The organism is Oceanimonas sp. AH20CE76, assembly GCF_039654065.1.
Taxonomy (GTDB): Bacteria; Pseudomonadota; Gammaproteobacteria; order Enterobacterales; family Aeromonadaceae; genus Oceanimonas; species Oceanimonas smirnovii.
Genome location: NZ_CP155481.1, coordinates 1,287,968 through 1,308,728 on the forward strand (window position 1 = coordinate 1,287,968; position 20,761 = coordinate 1,308,728).

The 20,761-nt window shown below is 55.7% G+C and carries 17 protein-coding genes; 9 read left to right on the plus strand and 8 right to left on the minus strand.

Going from position 1 to position 20,761, the window contains the following annotated elements:
- Window positions 1-49: 49 nt before the first annotated feature.
- The gene (locus tag N2M06_RS06315) at window positions 50-1,348 is read right to left on the minus strand and encodes an EAL domain-containing protein (RefSeq protein WP_346351962.1); all 1,299 of its coding nucleotides are present in this window, start codon (window positions 1,346-1,348) and stop codon (window positions 50-52) included.
- A gap of 49 nt (window positions 1,349-1,397) precedes the next feature.
- Complete coding sequence (locus tag N2M06_RS06320; RefSeq protein ID WP_346351963.1) at window positions 1,398-2,243, minus strand: hypothetical protein; 846 nt, start codon at window positions 2,241-2,243, stop codon at window positions 1,398-1,400.
- Window positions 2,244-2,443: 200 nt separating this feature from the next.
- On the opposite strand from N2M06_RS06320, the gene rarD reads away from it, so the two are divergent.
- Window positions 2,444-3,355 carry an EamA family transporter RarD gene (gene rarD / locus N2M06_RS06325; RefSeq protein ID WP_019933996.1) on the plus strand — a complete coding sequence of 304 codons (912 nt, stop codon included), beginning with the start codon at window positions 2,444-2,446 and terminating at the stop codon, window positions 3,353-3,355.
- A 38-nt stretch (window positions 3,356-3,393) separates the two neighbouring features.
- Here the strand turns inward: rarD and N2M06_RS06330 are convergent, their stop codons facing one another.
- Together N2M06_RS06330 and N2M06_RS06335 are read right to left on the minus strand one after the other, a co-directional pair.
- Window positions 3,394-4,779, minus strand: coding sequence for an L-cystine transporter (locus N2M06_RS06330; protein WP_346351964.1), 1,386 nt, complete (start codon window positions 4,777-4,779; stop codon window positions 3,394-3,396).
- 174 nt (window positions 4,780-4,953) lie between these two features.
- Window positions 4,954-6,204 (minus strand): lytic murein transglycosylase, encoded by a 1,251-nt coding sequence (locus N2M06_RS06335; RefSeq protein ID WP_346351965.1) that lies wholly within the window; start codon window positions 6,202-6,204, stop codon window positions 4,954-4,956.
- A 158-nt stretch (window positions 6,205-6,362) separates the two neighbouring features.
- Between N2M06_RS06335 and N2M06_RS06340 the strand changes: the two genes are divergently transcribed.
- The 6 genes from N2M06_RS06340 (at window position 6,363) to N2M06_RS06365 (ending at window position 12,523) form a co-directional block, all read left to right on the plus strand.
- Entirely contained in the window at window positions 6,363-6,833 is a 471-nt protein-coding gene (locus N2M06_RS06340; RefSeq protein WP_019933993.1) for a GNAT family N-acetyltransferase, read from the plus strand.
- A 93-nt stretch (window positions 6,834-6,926) separates the two neighbouring features.
- Window positions 6,927-7,796 (plus strand): formyltetrahydrofolate deformylase, encoded by an 870-nt coding sequence (purU, locus tag N2M06_RS06345; RefSeq protein ID WP_317074694.1) that lies wholly within the window; start codon window positions 6,927-6,929, stop codon window positions 7,794-7,796.
- Window positions 7,797-7,834: 38 nt separating this feature from the next.
- Window positions 7,835-9,778 carry a bifunctional metallophosphatase/5'-nucleotidase gene (locus tag N2M06_RS06350; RefSeq protein ID WP_317074693.1) on the plus strand — a complete coding sequence of 648 codons (1,944 nt, stop codon included), beginning with the start codon at window positions 7,835-7,837 and terminating at the stop codon, window positions 9,776-9,778.
- A 2-nt stretch (window positions 9,779-9,780) separates the two neighbouring features.
- Entirely contained in the window at window positions 9,781-9,960 is a 180-nt protein-coding gene (locus N2M06_RS06355) for a DUF2256 domain-containing protein (protein ID WP_317074692.1), read from the plus strand.
- Between the two features lie 140 nt (window positions 9,961-10,100).
- Window positions 10,101-10,619 (plus strand): hypothetical protein, encoded by a 519-nt coding sequence (locus N2M06_RS06360; RefSeq protein WP_317074691.1) that lies wholly within the window; start codon window positions 10,101-10,103, stop codon window positions 10,617-10,619.
- The gene (locus N2M06_RS06365) at window positions 10,616-12,523 is read left to right on the plus strand and encodes an EAL domain-containing protein (protein ID WP_346351966.1); all 1,908 of its coding nucleotides are present in this window, start codon (window positions 10,616-10,618) and stop codon (window positions 12,521-12,523) included. Before N2M06_RS06360 ends, N2M06_RS06365 begins: the two co-directional genes overlap by 4 nt.
- 2 nt (window positions 12,524-12,525) lie before the next feature.
- Here N2M06_RS06365 and torD read toward each other — a convergent pair whose 3' ends face one another.
- Genes torD through N2M06_RS06385 form a run of 4 tightly spaced genes read right to left on the minus strand, consistent with a single transcriptional unit; the run spans window position 12,526 to window position 17,083 of the window.
- Complete coding sequence (gene torD, locus N2M06_RS06370) at window positions 12,526-13,200, minus strand: molecular chaperone TorD (protein ID WP_317074689.1); 675 nt, start codon at window positions 13,198-13,200, stop codon at window positions 12,526-12,528.
- Window positions 13,200-15,671 (minus strand): trimethylamine-N-oxide reductase TorA, encoded by a 2,472-nt coding sequence (gene torA / locus N2M06_RS06375; protein WP_317074808.1) that lies wholly within the window; start codon window positions 15,669-15,671, stop codon window positions 13,200-13,202. Before torA ends, torD begins: the two co-directional genes overlap by 1 nt.
- Window positions 15,672-15,681: 10 nt before the next feature.
- Window positions 15,682-16,869 (minus strand): pentaheme c-type cytochrome TorC, encoded by a 1,188-nt coding sequence (gene torC, locus N2M06_RS06380; protein ID WP_346351967.1) that lies wholly within the window; start codon window positions 16,867-16,869, stop codon window positions 15,682-15,684.
- A 46-nt stretch (window positions 16,870-16,915) separates the two neighbouring features.
- Window positions 16,916-17,083: a periplasmic nitrate reductase, NapE protein gene (locus tag N2M06_RS06385; protein WP_317074687.1), complete on the minus strand. Its 168-nt coding sequence runs from the start codon at window positions 17,081-17,083 to the stop codon at window positions 16,916-16,918.
- Window positions 17,084-17,380: 297 nt separating this feature from the next.
- Between N2M06_RS06385 and N2M06_RS06390 the strand changes: the two genes are divergently transcribed.
- Together N2M06_RS06390 and htpG are read left to right on the plus strand one after the other, a co-directional pair.
- Window positions 17,381-18,673, plus strand: a complete 1,293-nt coding sequence (locus N2M06_RS06390) for an NCS2 family permease (RefSeq protein ID WP_346351968.1) — start codon at window positions 17,381-17,383, stop codon at window positions 18,671-18,673.
- A gap of 168 nt (window positions 18,674-18,841) precedes the next feature.
- Window positions 18,842-20,758 carry a molecular chaperone HtpG gene (htpG, locus tag N2M06_RS06395; protein WP_346351969.1) on the plus strand — a complete coding sequence of 639 codons (1,917 nt, stop codon included), beginning with the start codon at window positions 18,842-18,844 and terminating at the stop codon, window positions 20,756-20,758.
- The last annotated feature ends 3 nt before the right edge of the window (window positions 20,759-20,761 follow it).

A 20,761-nucleotide genomic window follows, 5' to 3' on the forward strand; every position in this document is an offset into this window, starting at 1 on the left:
GCTGTTGGCCCGGCTTTTTTATTGAGGCCGCAAACTGCGCCCCTGGCTATCATGCCTGATCAATCTTTCGGTAGATGGGCACGTTACCCGGCAGCTGGGTAAGCGGATTGGCATAGCGGGCCTGCATTAAACGCTGTTCGGTCATGGTGCGTAACAGACCGCGCACCGACCCGAGGCCATGGTAATGGCCGTTGCTGGTCACAATAAAATGCTGATGGGTGCCCATGTTGTCATCGTCAGTAATAAGGTAACTCACCTGCTCCAGAGGCGTATGCCGGTCAACGATGATCGGGTGTTTGTCCATGGCCCGCGCCACCGGTTTATTGGCATACAGTGCCCGGCCAAAAGGAGTGGAATACAGCTCCATTACCCGGGCGCGGTGCAACATGCCTGCCGGCATGCCCTGCGCCAGTACTGGAATGGAGTGCAGTCTGTCATCAGCCCGCAGCCGTTCAAAGGCCTTTTCCAGCGGGTCATTAATATCCATGGCGACGGCATTACGGATCAGGCACTCTATGGTTTCCTGACTATGCGAAAGCAACTGACCGGTGCTTTTGGGCACATAACCGGGCACCTCGCTGATGGGCTCGGCCGCGGGCCGGCCCAGCCAGAACCCCTGGCAATAATATATGCCCATGGCCTGCAATTGCTCCAGCTCGGCCCGGGTTTCAATGCCCTCGGCTATCACTTTTGAGTCCATGCTGCGAGCCAGCGCCACTATGCTCTGTACAAATTCCCGCTTCACGGGATCCTGATCCAGCCGCTGAATAAAATGCCGGTCAATTTTTACAAAGTCGGGTTGCAGCTCGGACCATAGTTTCAGCCCGGAATAACCGGCACCCAGATCATCAATGGCCACACGAAAGCCCAGCTGACGATAATGTGTCAGCGCGGCTTTCAGGCCGTCGGTGTCATGCACTGCATCCTGCTCGGACAGCTCAATTACAATGTGCTCGGGCGCGATTTTCAGCGCCTCAGCCAGACGGCGGGTAGAGCCTTTGGGATGGCGATGATCAAGCAGCACATTGGGGTTCACATTCACAAACAGGCTGCCGCTCATGCCCAGCCGGTGATATTGCAGTAATGCGGCCCGGCGGCAGGCCAGATCCAGCTCCGACAGCAGATTAGACTGACGTGCCTCGGCAAACAGCGCCGTCGGCATTTCCAGGGCGTGGCCTTCGGGGCCGCGGATCAGGGCCTCATGACCCAAAATACGCCGGGCCCGCACGTCAATAATGGGCTGAAACACGGGGCGCAGGCGCTGTTCAGCAATCAGCTCGTTGATAGGACTGCCAGGGACGGAAAGAGTGAGCATAACGTTAATGGAAGTGTAGCTGTTGATAAGCACACTCTATGGCACTGTTATGACTCTGATATGACAGTGCCCTGTTTATGGGTCAGTAAGATATGAGTGCCTGCAGAGGTTGCCGGCTTTTATAAAGCTGTGGCCCTGTGCCTTCCCGGGTGAAATACAAATGACCGTCTTTGCCCAGGGCGATGGCTTCAAACTGGCCGGTTTCGTTTAGCCGAAAACGGACTCCTTCTGCTTCAGCCACTCTGTTATCACGCACCGGATAGACCCAGGCAAAGGCACGTCTGTCCCACAGGTTGCGGCTGTATCCCACCAGCAGCAGGGTTTGGCTGGCGGTATCAAAGTCGGCACCGGTAACCAGCATTTGCGTATTCAGCCGCTGCCATTCGGTGATTTCGGTGGCCCGTGAATCTGGTATCAGACGATAAATGGCGCTGTGCTGATCCAGCCAGCGTTTGGTCAGCAGCCAGAGCTCGCCATTGACCATGGCCAGGGCTTCGGCATCGAAATTATGCTGATGGGAGGGGGGCTGAAAGTTGTGCTGCTCCTGGTAACGGACCGGCAACTCTGTGAGATCACCGCCGTTTACCGGCACCGCCAGCACGCGCAGATCCCGGCGCTTGCCGCCATTGTTGCCGGTATCGGCAATATAAAGGGTATTGTTATTCTGAGTAATGTCTTCCCAGTCACGGTTGCTGGCGGCCACCGGCATGCGGCTGAGCAGCCGGCCTTTGCCGTCAAGCATAAATAGTTCGGCCGTATTGCCGCTGTCGTTATGGCTGACAAAACCGCCGTTCAGGGCCACCAGGCCGGAGCTTTCCTGCAGGTCAGACGGAAAGCCGGCTACCGGCATCAGCATCAAGCGCCGGTCACCGGCTCCGGCACAGGCGGTCAGCAGTAATAAACACAGAGTAATGATGATGCGCTGCATGATGTGGCTCCTGCCTGAAAAAGTGATGGCTTTCAAAGTTTCTGTAAAGGCACTGTTAATCAATAAGGCCTGCTGTTAATAAGCATTATAAGCAATAAATATGTCTGCTTTTATTTTTTAAATCAGGTCATTCTTTCATCGTAAAGCTGATAAGCTGCGCGCGTATTTTTTATCCTTATATGAATAAAGGAGGTGAGTGAGTGGCCAAAGGGGTTGCATTATCGGTGTTTTCGTCGGTGTTATTTGCGCTGCTTTATTACTATGCCAGCCTGATGACACCCATGAGCGGAGAGGTAGTATTTGGCTGGCGCATGCTGCTGACCATGCCCTGCCTGGGGCTGTTTCTGCTGTACAGTGGAGACTGGCGACTGGTAACTGCGCTGCTTGCTCAGCTGAAAACCCGTCCGGTAATCTGGGTTGGCCTGCCACTCTCCTCGGCGCTGGTGGGAGTACAACTGTGGATTTTTATGTGGGCACCCATTAATGGCCGGGGGCTGGCAGTGTCGCTCGGCTATTTTATGATGCCACTGGTGCTGGTACTGGTTGGCCGGTTTTTATATCAGGAGCGGCCCAGCCGGCTGCAGTGGCTGGCGGTGGCCTGTGCCGCCTTCGGGGTTGGTAATGAGCTCTGGCATGCAGGCGGCGTGTCATGGGAAACCATGGTCGTTGCCATTGGTTATCCGCTCTATTTTGTCTGGCGGCGCTGGCTCGGAAACGACAATCTGGGCGGCCTCTGGTGCGATATGCTGCTGATGTTGCCGGTGGCGGCCTGGTTTGTGATGGCATCCGGCTCGCCTTTTGCCACCTTTGCCGACAGACCGGTGCTGTATATTCTGGTGCTGGGTCTGGGTATGATTAGCGCCCTGGCACTGGCCTGTTATATTCTTGCCAGCCGTCAGCTGCCATTCAGTCTGTTTGGCCTGTTAGGCTATGTGGAGCCGGTGCTGTTGGTGGTGGTGTCTTTGGTACTGGGAGAAACCATTGCCGATGAAGAGTGGGTGACCTTTATTGCCATCTGGGTTGCTGTGGGGCTGCTGATCCTGGAAGGGGTGCGCAAAATGCTGGCCTTTCGCCGCTATCCGTTCCGTCAAAGTGCCCGTCATCAGACCTAAAAAAAGCGCCGTCAGGCGCTTTTTTATTAACCCTGTTATCAGGCCGTGGTCGGTGCCCGCTCGCTGTCGTTATCGGCAGCAAACACGGCTTCGTCGGTTTGCCCCAGCAGCTTGCTGCTGATGGTGCCGGCGGTCATGGAGCCGTTCACATTGAGGGCGGTGCGGGCCATGTCGATCAGCGGTTCAATGGAGATCAGCAGGGCCGCCAGCGCCACCGGCATGCCCATAATGGGCAGCACTATCAGGGCCGCAAAGGTAGCACCGCCGCCCACACCGGCCACGCCGAAAGACGCCAGGGTGATCACGCCCACCAGGGTGGCCAGCCACAAGGGATCCAGCACATCAATGCCCATGGTGGGAGCTATCATCACTGCCAGCATGGCCGGATAAATGCCGGCGCAGCCGTTCTGACCAATGGTGGCACCAAAAGAGGCTGAAAAGTTGGCAATGCTCTCGGGCACGCCCAGTTTCTGGGTTTGCGCCTGCACGTTCAGCGGAATGGTGGCGGCACTGGAGCGGCTGGTAAAGGCAAACGCCAGTACCGGCCATACCTTGGTAAAAAAGCGCTTGGCATTGACACCTGCGATGCTCAGCAACACACCGTGCACCACAAACATAATGGCAATAGCCAGGTAAGACGCCACCAAAAAGCCGGCCAGACTGACCACATCCTGCAGGTTGGAGCCGGCAATCACCTTGGTCATCAGCGCCATTACGCCAAAGGGGGTCAGTTTCATCACCAGCCGCACCAGCCGCATAATCAAGGCCTGCAGGGCTTCAATGCCGCCCACCACACGTTTGCCCAGGTCCGGCTCGTCTTTCAGCAGGGTCAGTACGGCCAGTCCCAGGAACACCGCAAAAATCACCACGCCAATAATGGAAGTGGGGCTGGCACCTGTCATGTCGGCAAAGGGGTTGCGCGGAATAAAAGACACCAGCAGTTGCGGCACAGACAAGTCCGCCACACTGGCCACGGTGGCTTCCAGATGCTCGGCACGGGCCAGTTCACGGGCTCCCTGCACCAGATCGGCGGCACTCAGACCAAAGGAATAGGTGACGAACACGCCCACCAGCGCCGAAATGGCAGTGGTAAACAGCAATATGCCCAGGGTCATTACACTGATTTTGCCCAGTGAGGTGGCGTTATGCAGCCGGGCTACGGCACCCAGAATGGACACCAGCACCAGCGGAATGACGATCATCTGCAGCAGTCGCACATAGCCGGCACCTACCACGTTTACCCACTCCAGGGTGCGGGTGATGGTATCGGCGCTGTACAGCAACTGCATGGCAAAACCGGCGGCCACACCAAACACCAGGCCGGTAAGCACCTGGCGGGAAAGGGACTGACCCCGGCGGGCCAGCTTGCCCAGAACCAGCATCAGCAACACAAAGATCGTCAGATTGACGAGCAGGGTCAGCATGAAGACTCCAAATGTCAGAAAAATATAGGGAACCAAGTAATGCTAACAGCACAATTCACTGTGCTGTTAATCCGTTTGGTTATGGCTTATGAAAAATAGCGTAACAAGGGTATTTTTGCAGAATTTATAACCATTGGTAAAGCGGGGTCTGGTGTCAGACTCCGCGAATAGCAGTTAACGCAAACGCTCCAGCAGGCTGGCACTGGCATAACCATCGGCGGTCAGGCCTTTGGCTTGTTGCCAGGCCCGAATCGCGGCCATGGTGTTGGGGCCAATGACACCGTCAGTCCCTTTGGTATTAAATCCCTGCTCGGTAAGGCGCTGCTGCAGCTCGCGCTTTTCGGTACGGCTGAGGGCACGTTCGTGGCGGGGCCAGTGTTGTTTAAAACCACTGCTGCCGGCAATTCTGTCAGCAAGATGTCCTACGCCCATGGCGTAAGAGGTGGCATTGTTGTAACGCTTGATCACATAGAAGTTGTTAAATACCACAAAGGCGGGGCCTTTGGCCCCGGCGGGTACCAGTACTGCCGCCTCGCCAATGTCTGGCAGGGCCTGGCCGTTTGCCTGCTTAATGCCTTGCTGCTGCCAGTAGGATACCGGCCGGCGGTTTTGCTGATCTGCCCGGGTATAGTCAAAGTTATCCGGCAGTATGACTTCCAGTCCCCAGGGCATGCCTGCCTGCCAGCCGAAGCGGGACAGATAATAGGCTGCAGAGGCCAGGGCGTCAGTGGGATCATCACTCCAGATGTTACGCTTGCCGTCACCGTCAAAGTCCTGGGCGTATTCCAGATAACTGGTGGGCATAAACTGGGTGTGGCCCATGGCACCGGCCCAGGAGCCGCGCATGTCTTTTACGCTCACATCACCGGCCTGCAGAATTTGCAGAGCGGCGATCAGCTGCGCTTCGGCAAAGTCCCGGCGGCGACCTTCAAAGGCGAGCGTGGCCAGACCTTCAATGGTGGGCGTATTGCCGCGATAGCTGCCATAGTTGGTTTCCATGCCCCATATCGCCAGCACCACTTCAGCTTCCACGCCATAGCGTTGCTCTATTTGTGCCAGCACCGGGGCCAGCGTCTGATGTTTGCTTTTACCGGTACTGATACGGGTATCAGAGACGGCAGTATCAAGATATTCCCAGATCTGGCGGGTAAACTCCGCCTGACCCCGATCCAGTTTAATTACCTGCTGATTCAGGTCGATATTGGTAAAAGCGGCATCAAACAGGGATGGCTCAATCCCCTTTGCCAGGGCCCGGCGGCGAAAGTCGTCGCGCCAGGCAACAAAATTCTGCTGCTCGGCGGGAGTGGCAGCGGCGGTGTTGGGCAAGTCAGACGCTGGTTGTGGTGAAGGGCTGGCATGACTGGCACAGCCGCCAAGCAGGGCGGCAGTCACCAGGCTGGCTGCAAGAGTGGTTTTTAGCATCATTTATTCCCGTGAAACTGATGTGCAACAGCTTATCGAATCGATAAATAATTGAAAGTGGCTAGAATAGCGCAAATCCGTGGTCAGGCGCAGATCCGCTGACCCGGCTTTGTTATGATATTTGCGCACTATCAAAGAGTGAGCTTGTATTCGGAGTTGTCATGTATTTAAGCAGAGACTACCAGGAAACCGATTTCAGCAGCCTGGAGCTGATTTATCACGATGCCGTGATGGGGCAGGGGCGACGCGGATACAGCGATGAGCAGGTACAGGTGTGGGCGGCGTTTCCTTACCTCTATCGGGATAACTTCAGCCGCCTTATTCGCAGTGGCTATACTCGAGTGATGACGCTGCATAATATTCCCGTGGCCTTTGCTACCCTGAATCCCGATAACTATCTGGCACTGGTTTATGTGCTTGAGCAGCACTCGGGCAGGGGGCTTGCAAGCCGTTTGTGCGGCGAAATTGAGCAGGAAGCCCGTCGTCGCGGCGTGGATTGTCTTACGACGGATGCCAGCGTATTGTCGCGCCCCATGTTTGAGCAGCGGGGATTTGTGTTGATAGACCAGCAGCAAGTGTGCAAAGCCGGGCTGACCTTTACCCGTTTTATTATGGAAAAAAAGCTGGGCTGAACGCCCCTTGCCCGGCTGGCGAAACGCCTGGCTTTGCCGCACAATAACGCCGCCGTCAGGCGGCTTGTTATTTATAAACCGGGAGAACCTTCAGTGGCCATGCCAAAAGACACCTACTATCTTACCGCTCACTGCCCGGGCAACCTGGGCACCGTGGATGTAGTCACCCGCTATCTGCGCGAGCAGGGCTGCTATGTGGTGGAGATGCAGACCTTTGACGATGTGCTGAGCCGCCACTTTTTTATTCGTGTTGAATTTCGTCCGCCCACGGAGCACGCTTTTGATGAAGTCGCGTTCAGGGCGGGCTTTGCGCCCCGGGCTGAAGGGTTTGATATGCAATGGCAACTTACTGCCCGCCAATACCGGCCCAATGTGGTGGTGATGGTGTCACGGCTGGATCACTGTCTGAATGATCTGCTGTATCGTTATCGCACCGGGCAGCTGGCGATGGAAATTCCTGCCATTATCTCCAATCATTCCGACTTACAGCGGCTGGCCGACTGGCACCATATTCCCTATTATCACCTGCCGGTAAATGATGATAACCGCACCGAGCAGGAAGCCCAGGTAATGAGCATAGTACGGGAATGCGAAGCAGATCTGGTGGTGCTGGCCCGTTATATGCAGATGCTGAGCCCGGCCATGAGCGCCGAGCTGACCGGCCGTGCCATTAATATTCACCATTCACTGCTGCCGGGCTTTAAAGGGGCCAACCCTTATCATCAGGCTTATGATAAGGGCGTTAAACTGGTGGGAGCCACGGCCCATTATATCAATAATGAGCTGGATGAAGGCCCGATTATTACTCAGGGCGTGGAAGTGGTGGATCATAGCCATTATCCCGAGCAGCTGATTGCCAAGGGTAAAGACATAGAATGCATTACCCTGTCCCGGGCGGTGCAATATCACATAGAACAAAGGGTGTTTCTGCATCAGGGTAAAACCGTGGTGTTTACCAGCTGATCGCGCTTGCGCTCATTATTTATTCAGGGAGCTTATTAATGAACAAACGGTTGCTGACCGGCGCACTGGCGCTGTTGGTGTCCGGCTGTGCCAGTCAGCAGCCGGATCTGCCATTTACACTGACACTGGCACATATTAACGACACTCATGCTCACTTTGATGCCAGTGATGCGCCCATCACCCTGGACGGCCGTCCGCTTTATACTCGTCTGGGCGGTCATCCGCGGCTGTTGACACAGGCTAATACGCTGCGGGAGCAGGCCAAACAGCAACAGCAGCCGCTGCTGTTTGTTCATGGCGGCGATGCCTGGCAGGGTACTGGCTATTTCAAACTGAACCAGGGGGCCATGAATGCGGATATTCTGAGCCGGCTGGGGCTGGATGCCATGGTGCTGGGTAATCATGAGTTTGATATCAGCAACCAGCGACTGACGCAGTTTATTCAGAGCGTTAACTTTCCGGTGCTGGCCACTAATATAGATACCAGTACAGACCCGGCACTGAAAGATGCCGGGCTGCTGCCCTATGTGCTTTACTCCCTTGATGGTAACGATAAAGAGCGCCTTGAGAGTATGGAGGATGCAGGCCGGGATCCTGTGGTTGCCATTATCGGACTGACCCTTGAAAACATGCCGGACATTGCCCCAAACACGGGCAAGCTGGTGTTTGAACAGGAACTCAAGGCGGCACAGAGCACGGTGAATGCGCTGCGTGCTCAGGGGGTTAAGCACATTGTTGCGGTTACCCATCTTGGACTGGAGCGGGATCAGCGTCTGGCTGCCGGTGTGAATGGCATCGATGTGATTGTAGGTGGTCATTCCCACAGTCTGCTGGGAGATTTTTCCGATCTGGGCATGGGCAAGCAACCTGACTATGCCCGGCTGGTTACCAACCCCGATGGCCGCGCTAAAACCTGTGTGGTGCAGGCAGGCCAATATGCTCAGGCCATGGGCCGGGTAACGGTCACTTTTACCAAAGACGGCCGTGTCAGCCGCTGTGAAGGTAACAATACCCTGCTTACCGATGGTCTTTTTTATACGGATATTCGTCGAACTGACGCCAGCCGGCTGAATGATGACGAGCAAGCCGCGCTTAACGGGCGGATTGCCAATGATCCGCGTCTGGCCGTAGTGCAGGAAGATAAAGCACTGCGTGAGCATATTGATGCTCAATACCGGCCAGCATTGATGGCGGCTTACGGTAAGGTCATTGGTCATGTGCCGGCCACGTTAACTCACCGCCGCTTGCCAGCCCGAGATGGCACTCAGTCTCAGGTTGCTCCTCTGGTGGCAGCCAGCCAGCTGTACTGGATCAACACGCCTCAGGTGCAGGCGGTAGCCGGCCGCAAGGCGGATATTGCACTGGTCAATGCCGGCTCGGTACGCACCAGCCTGGAACCCGGTGAGCTGAAAGAAGGCAATGTCTCTTTAGAGTTGCTGCCTTTTGCCAACCCCCTCAGTGTGGTGTCATTAACCGGCCGGCAAATAGCGGCACTGTTGCTGGAAACCATTAATGCGTCTTTGCCCGAAGGTGCTCATACCGGCCGCTTCCCCTATGTGGCGGGTCTGCGTTACGAGTTTAATGAAACCCGTAAAGACGCCGGTTTTTTGCGTTCACTGGAAGTAAATACCGACGCGGGCTGGCAACGGCTGGATCCCAATGCCAGTTATACTGTGGTGATGAACGGCTACAGTGCGTCGGGTAATGACGGCTGGAATACACTCTATGAAGCCCAGCGGGTACTGACTGACAGAACGGATCTGGCCTGGGTTAATGGCCAGTTAACCGCTTTTCCGGTTGCCCGCCTGGATAAAGCCGCGGGAGGAGCAATTCAAGTGCACTATATTAATCAGCCCCTGAATTGCCGGGCTCAGGGCGTAAAATGCAATACTGATGCCAGCGCCTTTGTAGAATATGTGCGTGATCAGCAGCCACTGCTAAGACCGCTGCGTGAAACCGGAGTAACACTGAACCGGCTGTAATCATGCACAAGAAACCCTATTTACCGCAAAAAACCTGTTTGGTGTGCGGCCGGCCGTTCAGCTGGCGAAAAAAATGGGCTAGAGATTGGGGGCAGGTTAAATATTGTTCAGAGCGCTGTCGCCGGCAGCGCTCTGCTGCGTCAGGTGCTGACACAGCAGACAGCGATAAAAGTATGCGCTAGGTGCCTATTCCAGGCCTGATCCGGACGTGGTACTGGCCGCAAGCTGCTTGTTGTTTATGTTCGAATCCTCAGTGCTGCACTATAGTCTTTTGAGTCTTTGATATAATAACAACATCAGCACAGTCGACAGGGATGACACTATGCAAACCAATCCGCTTTTCAGTTTTAGCCTTGTTTTATTACTGGTTTTTTGCGCTGCATTGCCCGCGTGGGCCGCACAGCCATTGGTCAGGCCTGAACAGGCGGTCATACTGACAGTGACCGGTAATATTGAGCGCACCAATAGCAACGGAAAGGCAATATTTGACCGCGAGATGCTGGACCAGCTGTCACAGCATGGCTTTTTTACCGGTACTCCCTGGACCGGGCAAAAACATCACTTCAGTGGTGTGCTGTTGAGCGATTTGCTGAATTATCTCGGGGCTGAAGGAGAAAATGTCCGCGTTATTGCCTTGAATGACTATCATAATGATCTCAGCATGAATATGGTGCGCAAGCATCCCTTTCTGCTGAGCACCCGGCTTGACGGAGAAATCATAACAGTCCGGGATAAAGGTCCGCTCTGGGTGATGTTACCCCTGTCGGAGCATTCTGAATATGACACCAAGCGCTATCACGAAATGCTCGTGTGGCAGGTAAAGCAGCTGGATATTCAGTGATTTCAAACTCAATCAAAATAGTGGTACTGACAGTTGCCGCACTGTTGTTTACCGTCAGCTCCATTTACAGCTACAACCGGGATCTGGATGTAGTCGGTTATGTTTCGTCTACTATCAAGGCGGTGGGCTGGGCCAGTTCCGAGCTGGAAATGGAAGTGCTGAAGTTCGATCACGCATTAACCGCATTAGCCGCAGGCACCAAAGGCGCTGATCATGTGCAACTGCGTTTCGAGTTGCTGTGGAGCCGCCTGAACACCCTTATTGAGGGAGAAGAAAGCCGGCCCATGCGTGAGCAGCCGGGCGTCATGGCAGTGCTGACGGCGCTCTTTGAGCAGTTAAAGCAATGGGAGCCCGGTGTGTATCAGCTTGCTGATAATGACCGTCAGACTGCTTTGGCACTAAGGCAGGAGCTGGAGCCATATCGTCACCTGGTCAGGGAAATTAATGTGGACAGCTTTTCCGGGGCCAATGTACAGCAACAGCTGGATATTATCGGCGATATCCGACTGCGTTCTACCATTTATCTGGGAGGATTGCTGGTCAGTGGTGCTCTGCTGCTGTGGCTGGTGATTCGGGAAAACCGGCGCAATCGCTACATGGCCTATCATGATATGCTGACCGGTCTGCCCAACCGCATTAACTTTTATCAGATGATGAACCGCGCGCTGGCACAGGCCGAGCGCAAAGGCACTACGCTGGCGGTGCATATGGTGGATTTGAACGGGTTCAAGGCCATTAATGACAGCCTGGGTCATGATGTGGGCGATAGGGTGCTTAAGGTGGTGGCATCTCGTTTGAGGCTGGCGCTGAAAGGGCAGGGCCATGTTGCCCGCCTTGGTGGCGACGAATTTGTGGTGATACAGCCCTATACCAGGCGAGAACAAGCCGAGCGCTTTGCACAGGCCATGCTGAAAGCACTGTCGGCAGACATTCGTCTGCCCGACGGTTGTTTGTCGCCCAGAGCCAGCATTGGCTCCAGCCTTTATCCCGAGCACGGTGTCTCCATGGCGGACCTGTTAAGTCATGCCGATACCGCCATGTATTATGCCAAGCATAACCCCCGATTATCGTTTCAGTTGTTTGAGCAGGGCATGGATGAACGGCGGCTGCGTAGTCAGAAGCTGGCAGTGGCGTTACAGCTGGCCATTGAGAATGACGAGTTAACACTGTTATACCAGCCCATATTTTGTCTGAAAGGTGGCAGCATCGAGTCTTTTGAGGCGCTGCTGCGCTGGCATTCTGCCGAACATGGCCAAATCAGTCCGCTGGAAGTGATTGCGGTTGCCGAACATCATGGCCTGGCCCATGTGCTGAACCAGTGGGTGCTGTTAACGGCCTGTCAGCAGCTGCGGGAGTGGCATCGCCAGGGACACACTTACCTGAAAGTAAATGTAAATATCAGTCCGGAAATTTTTATGAGCGGTGAGCTGGCCAGTACCGTTAATATCATTTTGCAGCGGGTAGGGTTGCCGGCGTCAGCACTGGTGCTGGAAATTACCGAAGACACCAGCCTGTGGGATACCGCCAGCTCGGTGGATAATCTGACTGCACTGCGCAAGCTGGGCGTGGAAATTGCATTGGACGACTTTGGCACCGGTTATTCTTCTTTCAGCCATTTGCGTCAGCTGCCGGTAAACAAGCTGAAAATAGACAAGTCTTTTGTAGCAGACTTGACCACGGATCAGCGTGCGGCGGATATGGTGGATGCCATTATTCGGCTGGCCGACAGCCTGAATATGGCGGTCACCGCCGAAGGTATTGAACTGGCAGGACAAAGAGACAGGCTTGAGCAGCTGGGCTGTGCCCATGGTCAGGGCTATTTGCTGGCACGACCCATGCCGGCAGAAAAAGTGGCGGTATGGTTACAGGAAAACCGGCAGCAGCGCTACACTCCTGCCGGCTGAATTCAGGTGCGTGTTTCCTGTTGCCGGTTTTGGCAAAATGCGGTTATCAGTCCGGCCAGTGCAGGGTAGAAGGTACTGGCAACCCGGGCTTGCTGGCAACGCTGATGAAATGCCGGCAGCCAGCTGCACAGCTCCTGTTCCAGAAACTGACCTATCCCTTTCAGTGTGTCACTCCCGGCACTGGCGTCCTGTTCTGCCAGCTGACGATAGCCGCCAGCCAGGTAGTCCAGCATCACCGCCAGGTGATCTGCCGGCTCCTTGACTTCCGCTGGCAGCATAACACCGGCATTTTCCAGCCGTGCGGCCATGCGCTGGGCGGGCTCGGCCATAAAGCCGCCGCGCTCGGTGAGGTAGCAGGAGGCATAGGGTGCGGCACTGTGGCGGGCGTCGCTTAAAAACAGGGTGGCAAAATCCGCCGCCAGCTCCAGCCTGGGGTGCTCAAACACGCTCAGGCCGGCAATGGCCGATTGCAGGGCACCAGCTTCGCTCTGCAGGCCGTCTTCACTCAGCCAGTTCAGCAAAGGTGCGGCATCACCGGCCTGATAGGCGGCCAGCGTGGCATCGTCCGGCTCCTTGAACATCAGCGTTGAAAACCATTGGCATAGCACCGCCTGGCGTTGCCAGTGTTCACTGGAAAAAAAGGGCAGGACAGTGCCTGCCTCAACAGAGTGTGTCATTAAATCTCCACCATTTGCGGGCCGCCAAAGGAAGTGACAGCGGGCACGTCACCGGTAAATTTCTCGATGTCTACCAGGCAGGTATTGGCGCTGGGGGCCTGAGCCAGTTTGGAGGTGCCCACATCCAGGGTCAGGGTGTTGGGGTCGCCGTAAGTATCGAGCGCCCCTATGCTGGCATCGGTGGGGCCGTACCAGGCACCCTCGTGAATGCGCACCACCCCGGTGGGGTAAAGATCGGAAATACGGGCACCGGCCAGCAGCTGGCCGCGGTCGTTGAACACCCGCACCAGATCGCCGTCTTTAATGCCCCGGGCAGCGGCGTCATCGGGGTTGATGTAAATGGGCTCCCGTCCCTGCACCGTGTAGGTTTCGCGATATTCATCCGACTCACACATTTGCGAGTGCAGGCGTTGATCCGGATGCACCGACTGCAGCCACAGCGGATGCTTGTCGGAGCCGGGACCGCCATGGGAGCGCTCGGCTTTTTCCATCCAGACGGGATGAGACCTGCAGTCATCGTAGCCGTAGCTGCCGATTTTACGGCTGCTGATCTCAATAAAGCCCGAGGGAGTGCCCACGGCGTTCACTTCCGGATCTTTCCTGAAATCCGCATGGCGCACCCAGTTTTCCCCTTCGCCAAAGTCCACATAGCCTTTCTCCCAGAACTCGTCGAATTCCGGCATGGGGTAATTGTCTTTATTGGCGTCTTTACACTCGTTATAAAGCTGCATCAGCCACTGGCGTTCATCTTTCCCTTGCGTATATTCCTCATGGCGGCCGTAGCGGCGGCACAAATCGGTGAAAATATCAAAGTCGCTGCGGGAGTGGAACAGGGGGTCTACCAGCTTGTGCATGGCCAGCAGCCCGCGCTTCACATAAGAGCCGTAAATATCGATGTCGTTGCGTTCAAACTGGGTGCAGGCAGGCAGCACCAGATCCGAGAAGCGGCAGGTGGCGTTCCAGGAGTAATCAATGGTGACCACGGTTTCCAGTTTGCGAAACGCCTGCTTCATGCGGTTGTGATCCTGATGATGATGCCAGGGGTTACAACCGCTGAACACGCACATTTTCACATCCGGATAGGTGACTTCACTGCCGTTATACTGAATTTTCCCGCCAGGCTCGAGCAGACAGTCAATCCAGCGGGCCACGGGAATAATGCGGCTGGCCCCCTTGAAGTCTTCGTTGTCGTGCACCGGCTTCTTGCCCGGATCCAAGTTGCGGGGAAAGCCACCCGGGGCGCTGGCGCTGGTGCCGGGCACGCCAATGGAGCTGTAGTGGTGGGCATAGCTGATGCCGCCGCCGGGCAGACCAATTTGCCCCAGCATGGCTGCCAGCACGGCGCCGGCCCAGTAGGGCTGCTCGCCGTGTTGTTGGCGCTGAATGGCCCAGCCAAACATCAGCTGAGTGCGGTTTGATGCCAGCTGGCGGGCAAAGTCGCGAATGGCGTCTGCTTCTATACCGCAGATGTCTGCGGCCCACTCCGGCGTTTTTTCTACTTTGTCTTCGGTTTTGCCCAGCACATAATCCATAAAGGGCTCAAAGCCGAGCGTATAGGTGCCGAGGAATTGCTCGTCATGCAGCTTTTCGGCGTAGAGGGTATGCGCCAGTCCCAGCATAAAGGCCACATCGGTCTGCGGATGAATATACTGATGCTCACAACCCAGATATTGCTGGGTTTTGGAGCGCACCGGATCCACGCAAATAACCCTGATGTCGCCGCTGGCAACTTTTTCTTTCAGCTGGGCCAGATAGCCGTATGACTGATGAGTTTCACAGTTCCAGCCCACCTGCAGGTTCTTGAAGGGATCATTGGCCCACAGCACCAGGGTGTTGGTGTGCTCCAGAATAAGCGGCCAGGAGGTGCCCTGATCGTAGACTTCGGTAGAGCCCAGCACATAGGGCATGATCACCTGACCGGCACCGGTGGAGTAGTCGCCCACCTTGTTGACGAAGTTGCCGTGCAGGTTAACACCCCGCTGCATATGGCTGCCGCAGCTGTGAAACTGACCGGTCTGGCGCCAGCCGGTAGCGCCGGCGTACAGCGCCCAGGGGCCATATTGGGTTTGAATACGCTCCAGCTCTTCATGGAACAAGTCCAGGGCTTCATCCCAGGTAACCCGCACAAAACGGTTATCACCGCGCTGCGTGGTGTCGCTGTTATGGCGGTTTTTCAGCCAGTCGAGCCGCACCATGGGGTAGCGAATGCGTGACGGATTATAAATAAGTCCTTTAATACCGTTGAGCATATCGGTGGGGTGCTGGTCCAGTTCAAAGGGTTTGACCTCGGTCACCACACCGCCTTTTACCAGCGCCTTGAAGGCTCCCCAGTGGGAGCCGGCCATTTTCCAGCTGCCCTCGGCGGTGACCGCAGCCTCGGCACTGCGTACCAGCAAGCCCGGGCCAATCAGGGCTGCAGCCGAGCCCGCCGCCAGCCCCTGAAGAAAACGTCTTCTTGAAATTGCCATTATTGCTCTCTCCTTAATGCGCGCCGTCGGCGTAGTCGGACGAATGCTTTTGCAGATATTTCAGTACCAGTGCCTGAGTGTCCGCATCCATATTGGTAAAGCCCACCATGCCGGCAAACATGCCGGGCCAGGTGTTGGCATCAAAGTGGGCTTCGGCCGGCTGGGAGTGGCAGACGCTGCAGGCAGTGCGGTAAGTATCCCGGGCATAGCCCCAGAGATCTTCCGCCTCCGGCAGCAGTGCACCTTTTTCGGCCCACAGTGCTATCTCCACCGGCTCCCAGGGCAGGCCGGTCAGCTCGTCCATTTTGGCCTCAGCCTGCACTTTCACCAGCTCATTGTTCTGGGCCACTTCTTTATCCAGTACCAGACTGGTGATGTTCATGCCAAAGTCTTCATACAGCACGCGGCCAAAGCCCCGGGTCTTGCGCCAGGCCGGCACCAGCAATTTAACGCTGTCACCGCTTTCTTCCTGCAGCTGCACCGGGCTTGCGGCTTCCAGTTCACCGGCAGGCTGAGTCAGCTCCTTGTCGAGATACAGGGTAATGGCTTTCACGGTGTAATAGTGTCCGCCTTTGTCCGGGCTCAGCCCCTGAGCGCGTTGCTCCAGTTGATCCAGCGCCGGATCCTTGAAGGTCATTTGCTCGGGCAGCTGGTGAGCAATGCCTTTGTGGCAGTCGATGCAGCTCTGATCCCGCTCGGCGGCCGGTTTCATAAAGCGTTTGGCTTTATCCGACATAACATCCCAGTTCATGCTGTTGTAGTCATGGCAGTTGCGGCATTCCAGCGAGCCATTGGCAGAAAACCGCGCCCACTCGTGCTGAGCCAGCTCCAGGCGTTTTTCCAGAAACTTTTCACGGGTATCGATGGTGCCGAACACCTTGCCCCAGACTTCTTTACTGGCTTGCATCTTGCGGGCAATTTTATCGGTCCAGTCGTGAGGCACATGGCAGTCGGGGCAGGTGGCCCGCACGCCGGAGCGGTTGGACCAGTGCACCGTGCCCTGCAGCTCCTGATAGACGTTATTCTGCATTTCGTGGCAGCTGATGCAAAATTCTTCGGTATTGGTGGCTTCCAGTGCGGTGTTAAAGCCACCCCAGAAGATAATGCCGGCCACAAAGCTGACCAGGGTGACAGCGCCCAGGCTGAGATGCACGGCAGGCCGCCTGAGGGTATTCCAGAGTTTGCAAATGAGTTTTTTCATGATGCTGCTCGCTTTACTGAATCGTGACTAAAAGAAAAATGAAGGCTCAGCCGTGCCCGGGCGGGCCAAAAATTAATTGCAGCATCCAGACGGCAAAGCCATAGCCGCCAACGCAAACAATGCTGAGTACAGGAAAAAACACCAGAGTAATGAACAGCAATGATAGCCATTCCCGTTTTTTGGTGGACGTTTGTCCGGGATTTTGTTTAGTCATGAATGAAATACCTTGTTACTGGGTGCTGAAGCCTCGTCCGATTATAGGCATTGTGCGTGCTGGCGGTGTTGATCATCATCAATAATAGGGTAGCCGGTTGTGGCCGCCACCGTGCCATTTTGAAAAATTAAATTCAATTGAAACCATGTATTTTTAAGATGTTGCTACCATGCAGCGAATATGCATTTATTTCTTTAAATTTGCAGTCTTCGTGGTCAGTTAACCTGGTGGGCGTTGCCAAGACGGTGGTTTGGGTCGATAATTTTGCTTTAAACACCTTTCAGAGTTACTCCCCCCATGCTTGAACAATATTTTAAGCTCAAAGAGCTGAACACCAATGTGCGCCAGGAAGTGGTGGCTGGCATTACCACTTTTCTGACCATGGCTTATATTATTTTCGTGAACCCGGCCATTTTGTCGGAAGCGGGAATGGACTACGGTGCCGTGTTTGTGGCCACTTGTCTGGCCGCGGCCATTGGCTGCTTTATTATGGGGCTGGCGGCCAACTATCCCATTGCGCTGGCACCGGGCATGGGCCTGAACGCCTTTTTTACCTATACGGTGGTGCTGACGGAAGGTTACAGCTGGCAGAGTGCCCTGGGTGCCGTATTCTTCTCGGGCTGTATTTTTGTACTGCTTAGTTTATTTAAGGTGCGGGAGTGGATTATTAATGCCATTCCACAGCCACTCAAACTGGGTATTGCTGCGGGCATCGGCTTGTTTCTGGCGCTGGTGGGGCTGAAAAGTGCCGGCATTATTGTGGATAACCCGGCTACCCTGGTGGGCCTGGGTGATATTACCGGACTGCAGGCGGGCCTGGCGGTGCTGGGCTTTTTTCTGATTATCGGCATGGCTGCGCGGGGCATGCGCGGCGCTGTTATGATCGGCATTCTGGTGATCACCGGTCTGGGGCTGGCCTTTGGCGATGTGGAATATCAGGGCATCGTTTCGGCACCGCCTTCCATTATGCCCACTTTCATGCAGCTGGATCTGGCCGGAGCCTTGAATGTGGGCATGCTGTCGGTGATCTTTGCCTTTCTGTTTGTAGACTTGTTCGACACATCAGGCACTCTGATTGCGGTGGCCCAGCGGGCCAAACTGCTGGATGAGCAAGGCCGGCTGCCGCGCCTGAGCCGTGCTCTGCTGGCAGACAGCACCGCCTCCATTGCCGGCTCGGTACTGGGTACCTCTACCACGACTTCCTACGTGGAAAGCACAGCCGGTGTGGCCGTGGGCGGACGCAGCGGCCTTACCGCCGTGGTGACCGGTCTGCTGTTTATTGCTGCACTGCTGTTCTCGCCGCTGGCAGGCATGGTGCCGGCTTATGCCACTGCCGGCGCTCTTGTCTACGTGGCCGTACTGATGATGGCCCAGCTGGCTCTTCTGCACTGGGATGACATTACCGAAGCCGTGCCCGCTGTGGTGGTGCTGGTGATGATGCCCTTTACCTTTTCCATTGCCAACGGCATTGCGTTTGGCTTTATCAGCTATGTGGGTGTGAAGGTATTGTCCGGCCGCGCCGGTGAAGTCAGTCCGGTGGTATGGGCTCTGGCCATGCTGTTTGCGCTCAAGTTCGCCTTTGGCATATAAATGCGCCTGTTGCCGGGGATAAGTCCCCGGCCATATTATTCCCCAATCCCCAATCCCCAATCCCCAATCCCCAATCCCCAATCCCTGATTTTTCCTTTCCCCTCTTGAAAACCTTTTTGCCGGCCCCATCTTTCTCGCTGTAGGTTAAACCAAGCAAGGAACATCAACATGACCGAAGCCGTGCATACCGAAACTCATGGTTTTCAAACCGAAGTTAAACAGCTGCTCAGCCTGATGGCGCACAGCCTCTACTCCAACAAAGAGGTTTTTCTGCGTGAGCTGGTGTCCAACGCCGCTGACGCTGCGGATAAGCTGCGTTTCAAGGCGCTGTCCAACAGTGATTTATTCGAGAATGACGGCAACCTGCGGGTGCGTCTGGTCATCGATAAAGACAACAAAACCCTGACCATTTCCGATAATGGCATCGGCATGAGCCGGGACGAGGTGATTGAACACTTGGGCACCATTGCCAAGTCGGGCACCAAGGCGTTTTTCAGCCAGCTGTCCGGTGATCAGGCCAAGGACTCTCAGCTGATCGGTCAGTTTGGTGTGGGCTTTTACTCCGCCTTTATTGTGGCCGACAAGGTCACCGTGGAAACCCGTGCCGCCGGTGACAGCAGCGACCGTGGCGTGCGCTGGGAATCCGACGGTGACGGCAGCTTTACTGTTGCCGATATCAACAAGCCCGGTCGTGGTACTGACGTGATCCTGCATCTGCGGGAAGAAGAGCTGGAGTTCCTCGATGACTGGCGTCTGCGCAGCATAGTGGGCAAATATTCCGATCACATCAGCATTGCCGTAGAAATGTGGAAGGACGGCGAGCCCGAGCAGACCGACGAAGACGGCAATATCACTGCCGCCGCCACTGACGGCGAGTGGGAGCAGGTGAACAAGGCTACCGCCCTGTGGACCCGCGCCAAAGGCGACATCAGCGATGAGGAATATCAGGAGTTCTACAAGCATATTTCTCACGACTGGCAGGATGCCCTGGCCTGGAGCCATAACAAGGTAGAAGGCAATCAGGAATACACCAGCCTGCTGTATGTGCCTGCCAAGGCCCCGTTTGATCTTTATAACCGCGACCAGAGCCATGGCCTCAAACTGTATGTGCAGCGGGTGTTCATCATGGACGACGCCGAGCAGTTTATGCCTACCTACCTGCGCTTTGTAAAAGGCGTGCTCGATTCCAACGATCTGCCCCTGAACGTGTCCCGCGAAATTCTGCAGGACAACAAGGTGACCGCTCAGTTGCGCAAGGCCTGCACTAAACGGGTGCTGGGCATGCTGGAGCAGATGGCAAAGAACGATGCTGAAAAATACCAGGGTTTCTGGAAAGAATTCGGCAATGTCCTTAAAGAAGGTCCGGCGGAAGACTATGGCAACCGCGAACAGATTGCCGGCCTGCTGCGCTTTGCCAGCACCCATAACGACTCCGATGCGCAGACAGTGTCACTGGCTGACTACATTGAGCGCATGAAAGAAGGTCAGGACAAGATTTACTACATCACCGCCGACAGCTATGCCGCCGCCAGCAACAGCCCGCACCTTGAAATCTTCAAGAAGAAGGGCATCGAAGTGCTGCTGATGTGGGAGCGGGTAGACGAGTGGCTGATGAACCACCTGAGCGACTTCCAGGACAAGCAGTTTGTCTCTGTCACCAAGGGTGAACTGGATCTGGGTGAGCTGGACGACGAAGAAACCAAGAAGGCGCAGGAAGAAGCCAAAGAGGCGCTGAAACCGCTGCTGGAGCGGGTGCAGGCCGCCCTTGGTAATGAGGTGAAGGAAGTACGTCTGACCCATCGTCTGACCAGCACACCGTCTTGTGTGGTGGCCGGTGAGCATGACATGAGCACCCAGATGATCAAGCTGATGCGCGCCGCCGGCCAGCCGGTGCCGGAGCAGAAATACATTCTGGAGCTGAACCCCGAGCACAGCCTGGTGAAAAAGCTGGAAGGTCTGGAGCAGGGCGAGCAGTTCAACGAATGGTCTCGGCTGCTGCTGGAGCAGGCTCAGCTTGCCGAGCAGGGCGGCCTGAAAGACCCCGCCGCCTTTGTGGCACGGGTAAACCGCCTGCTGCTGGGTTAACCG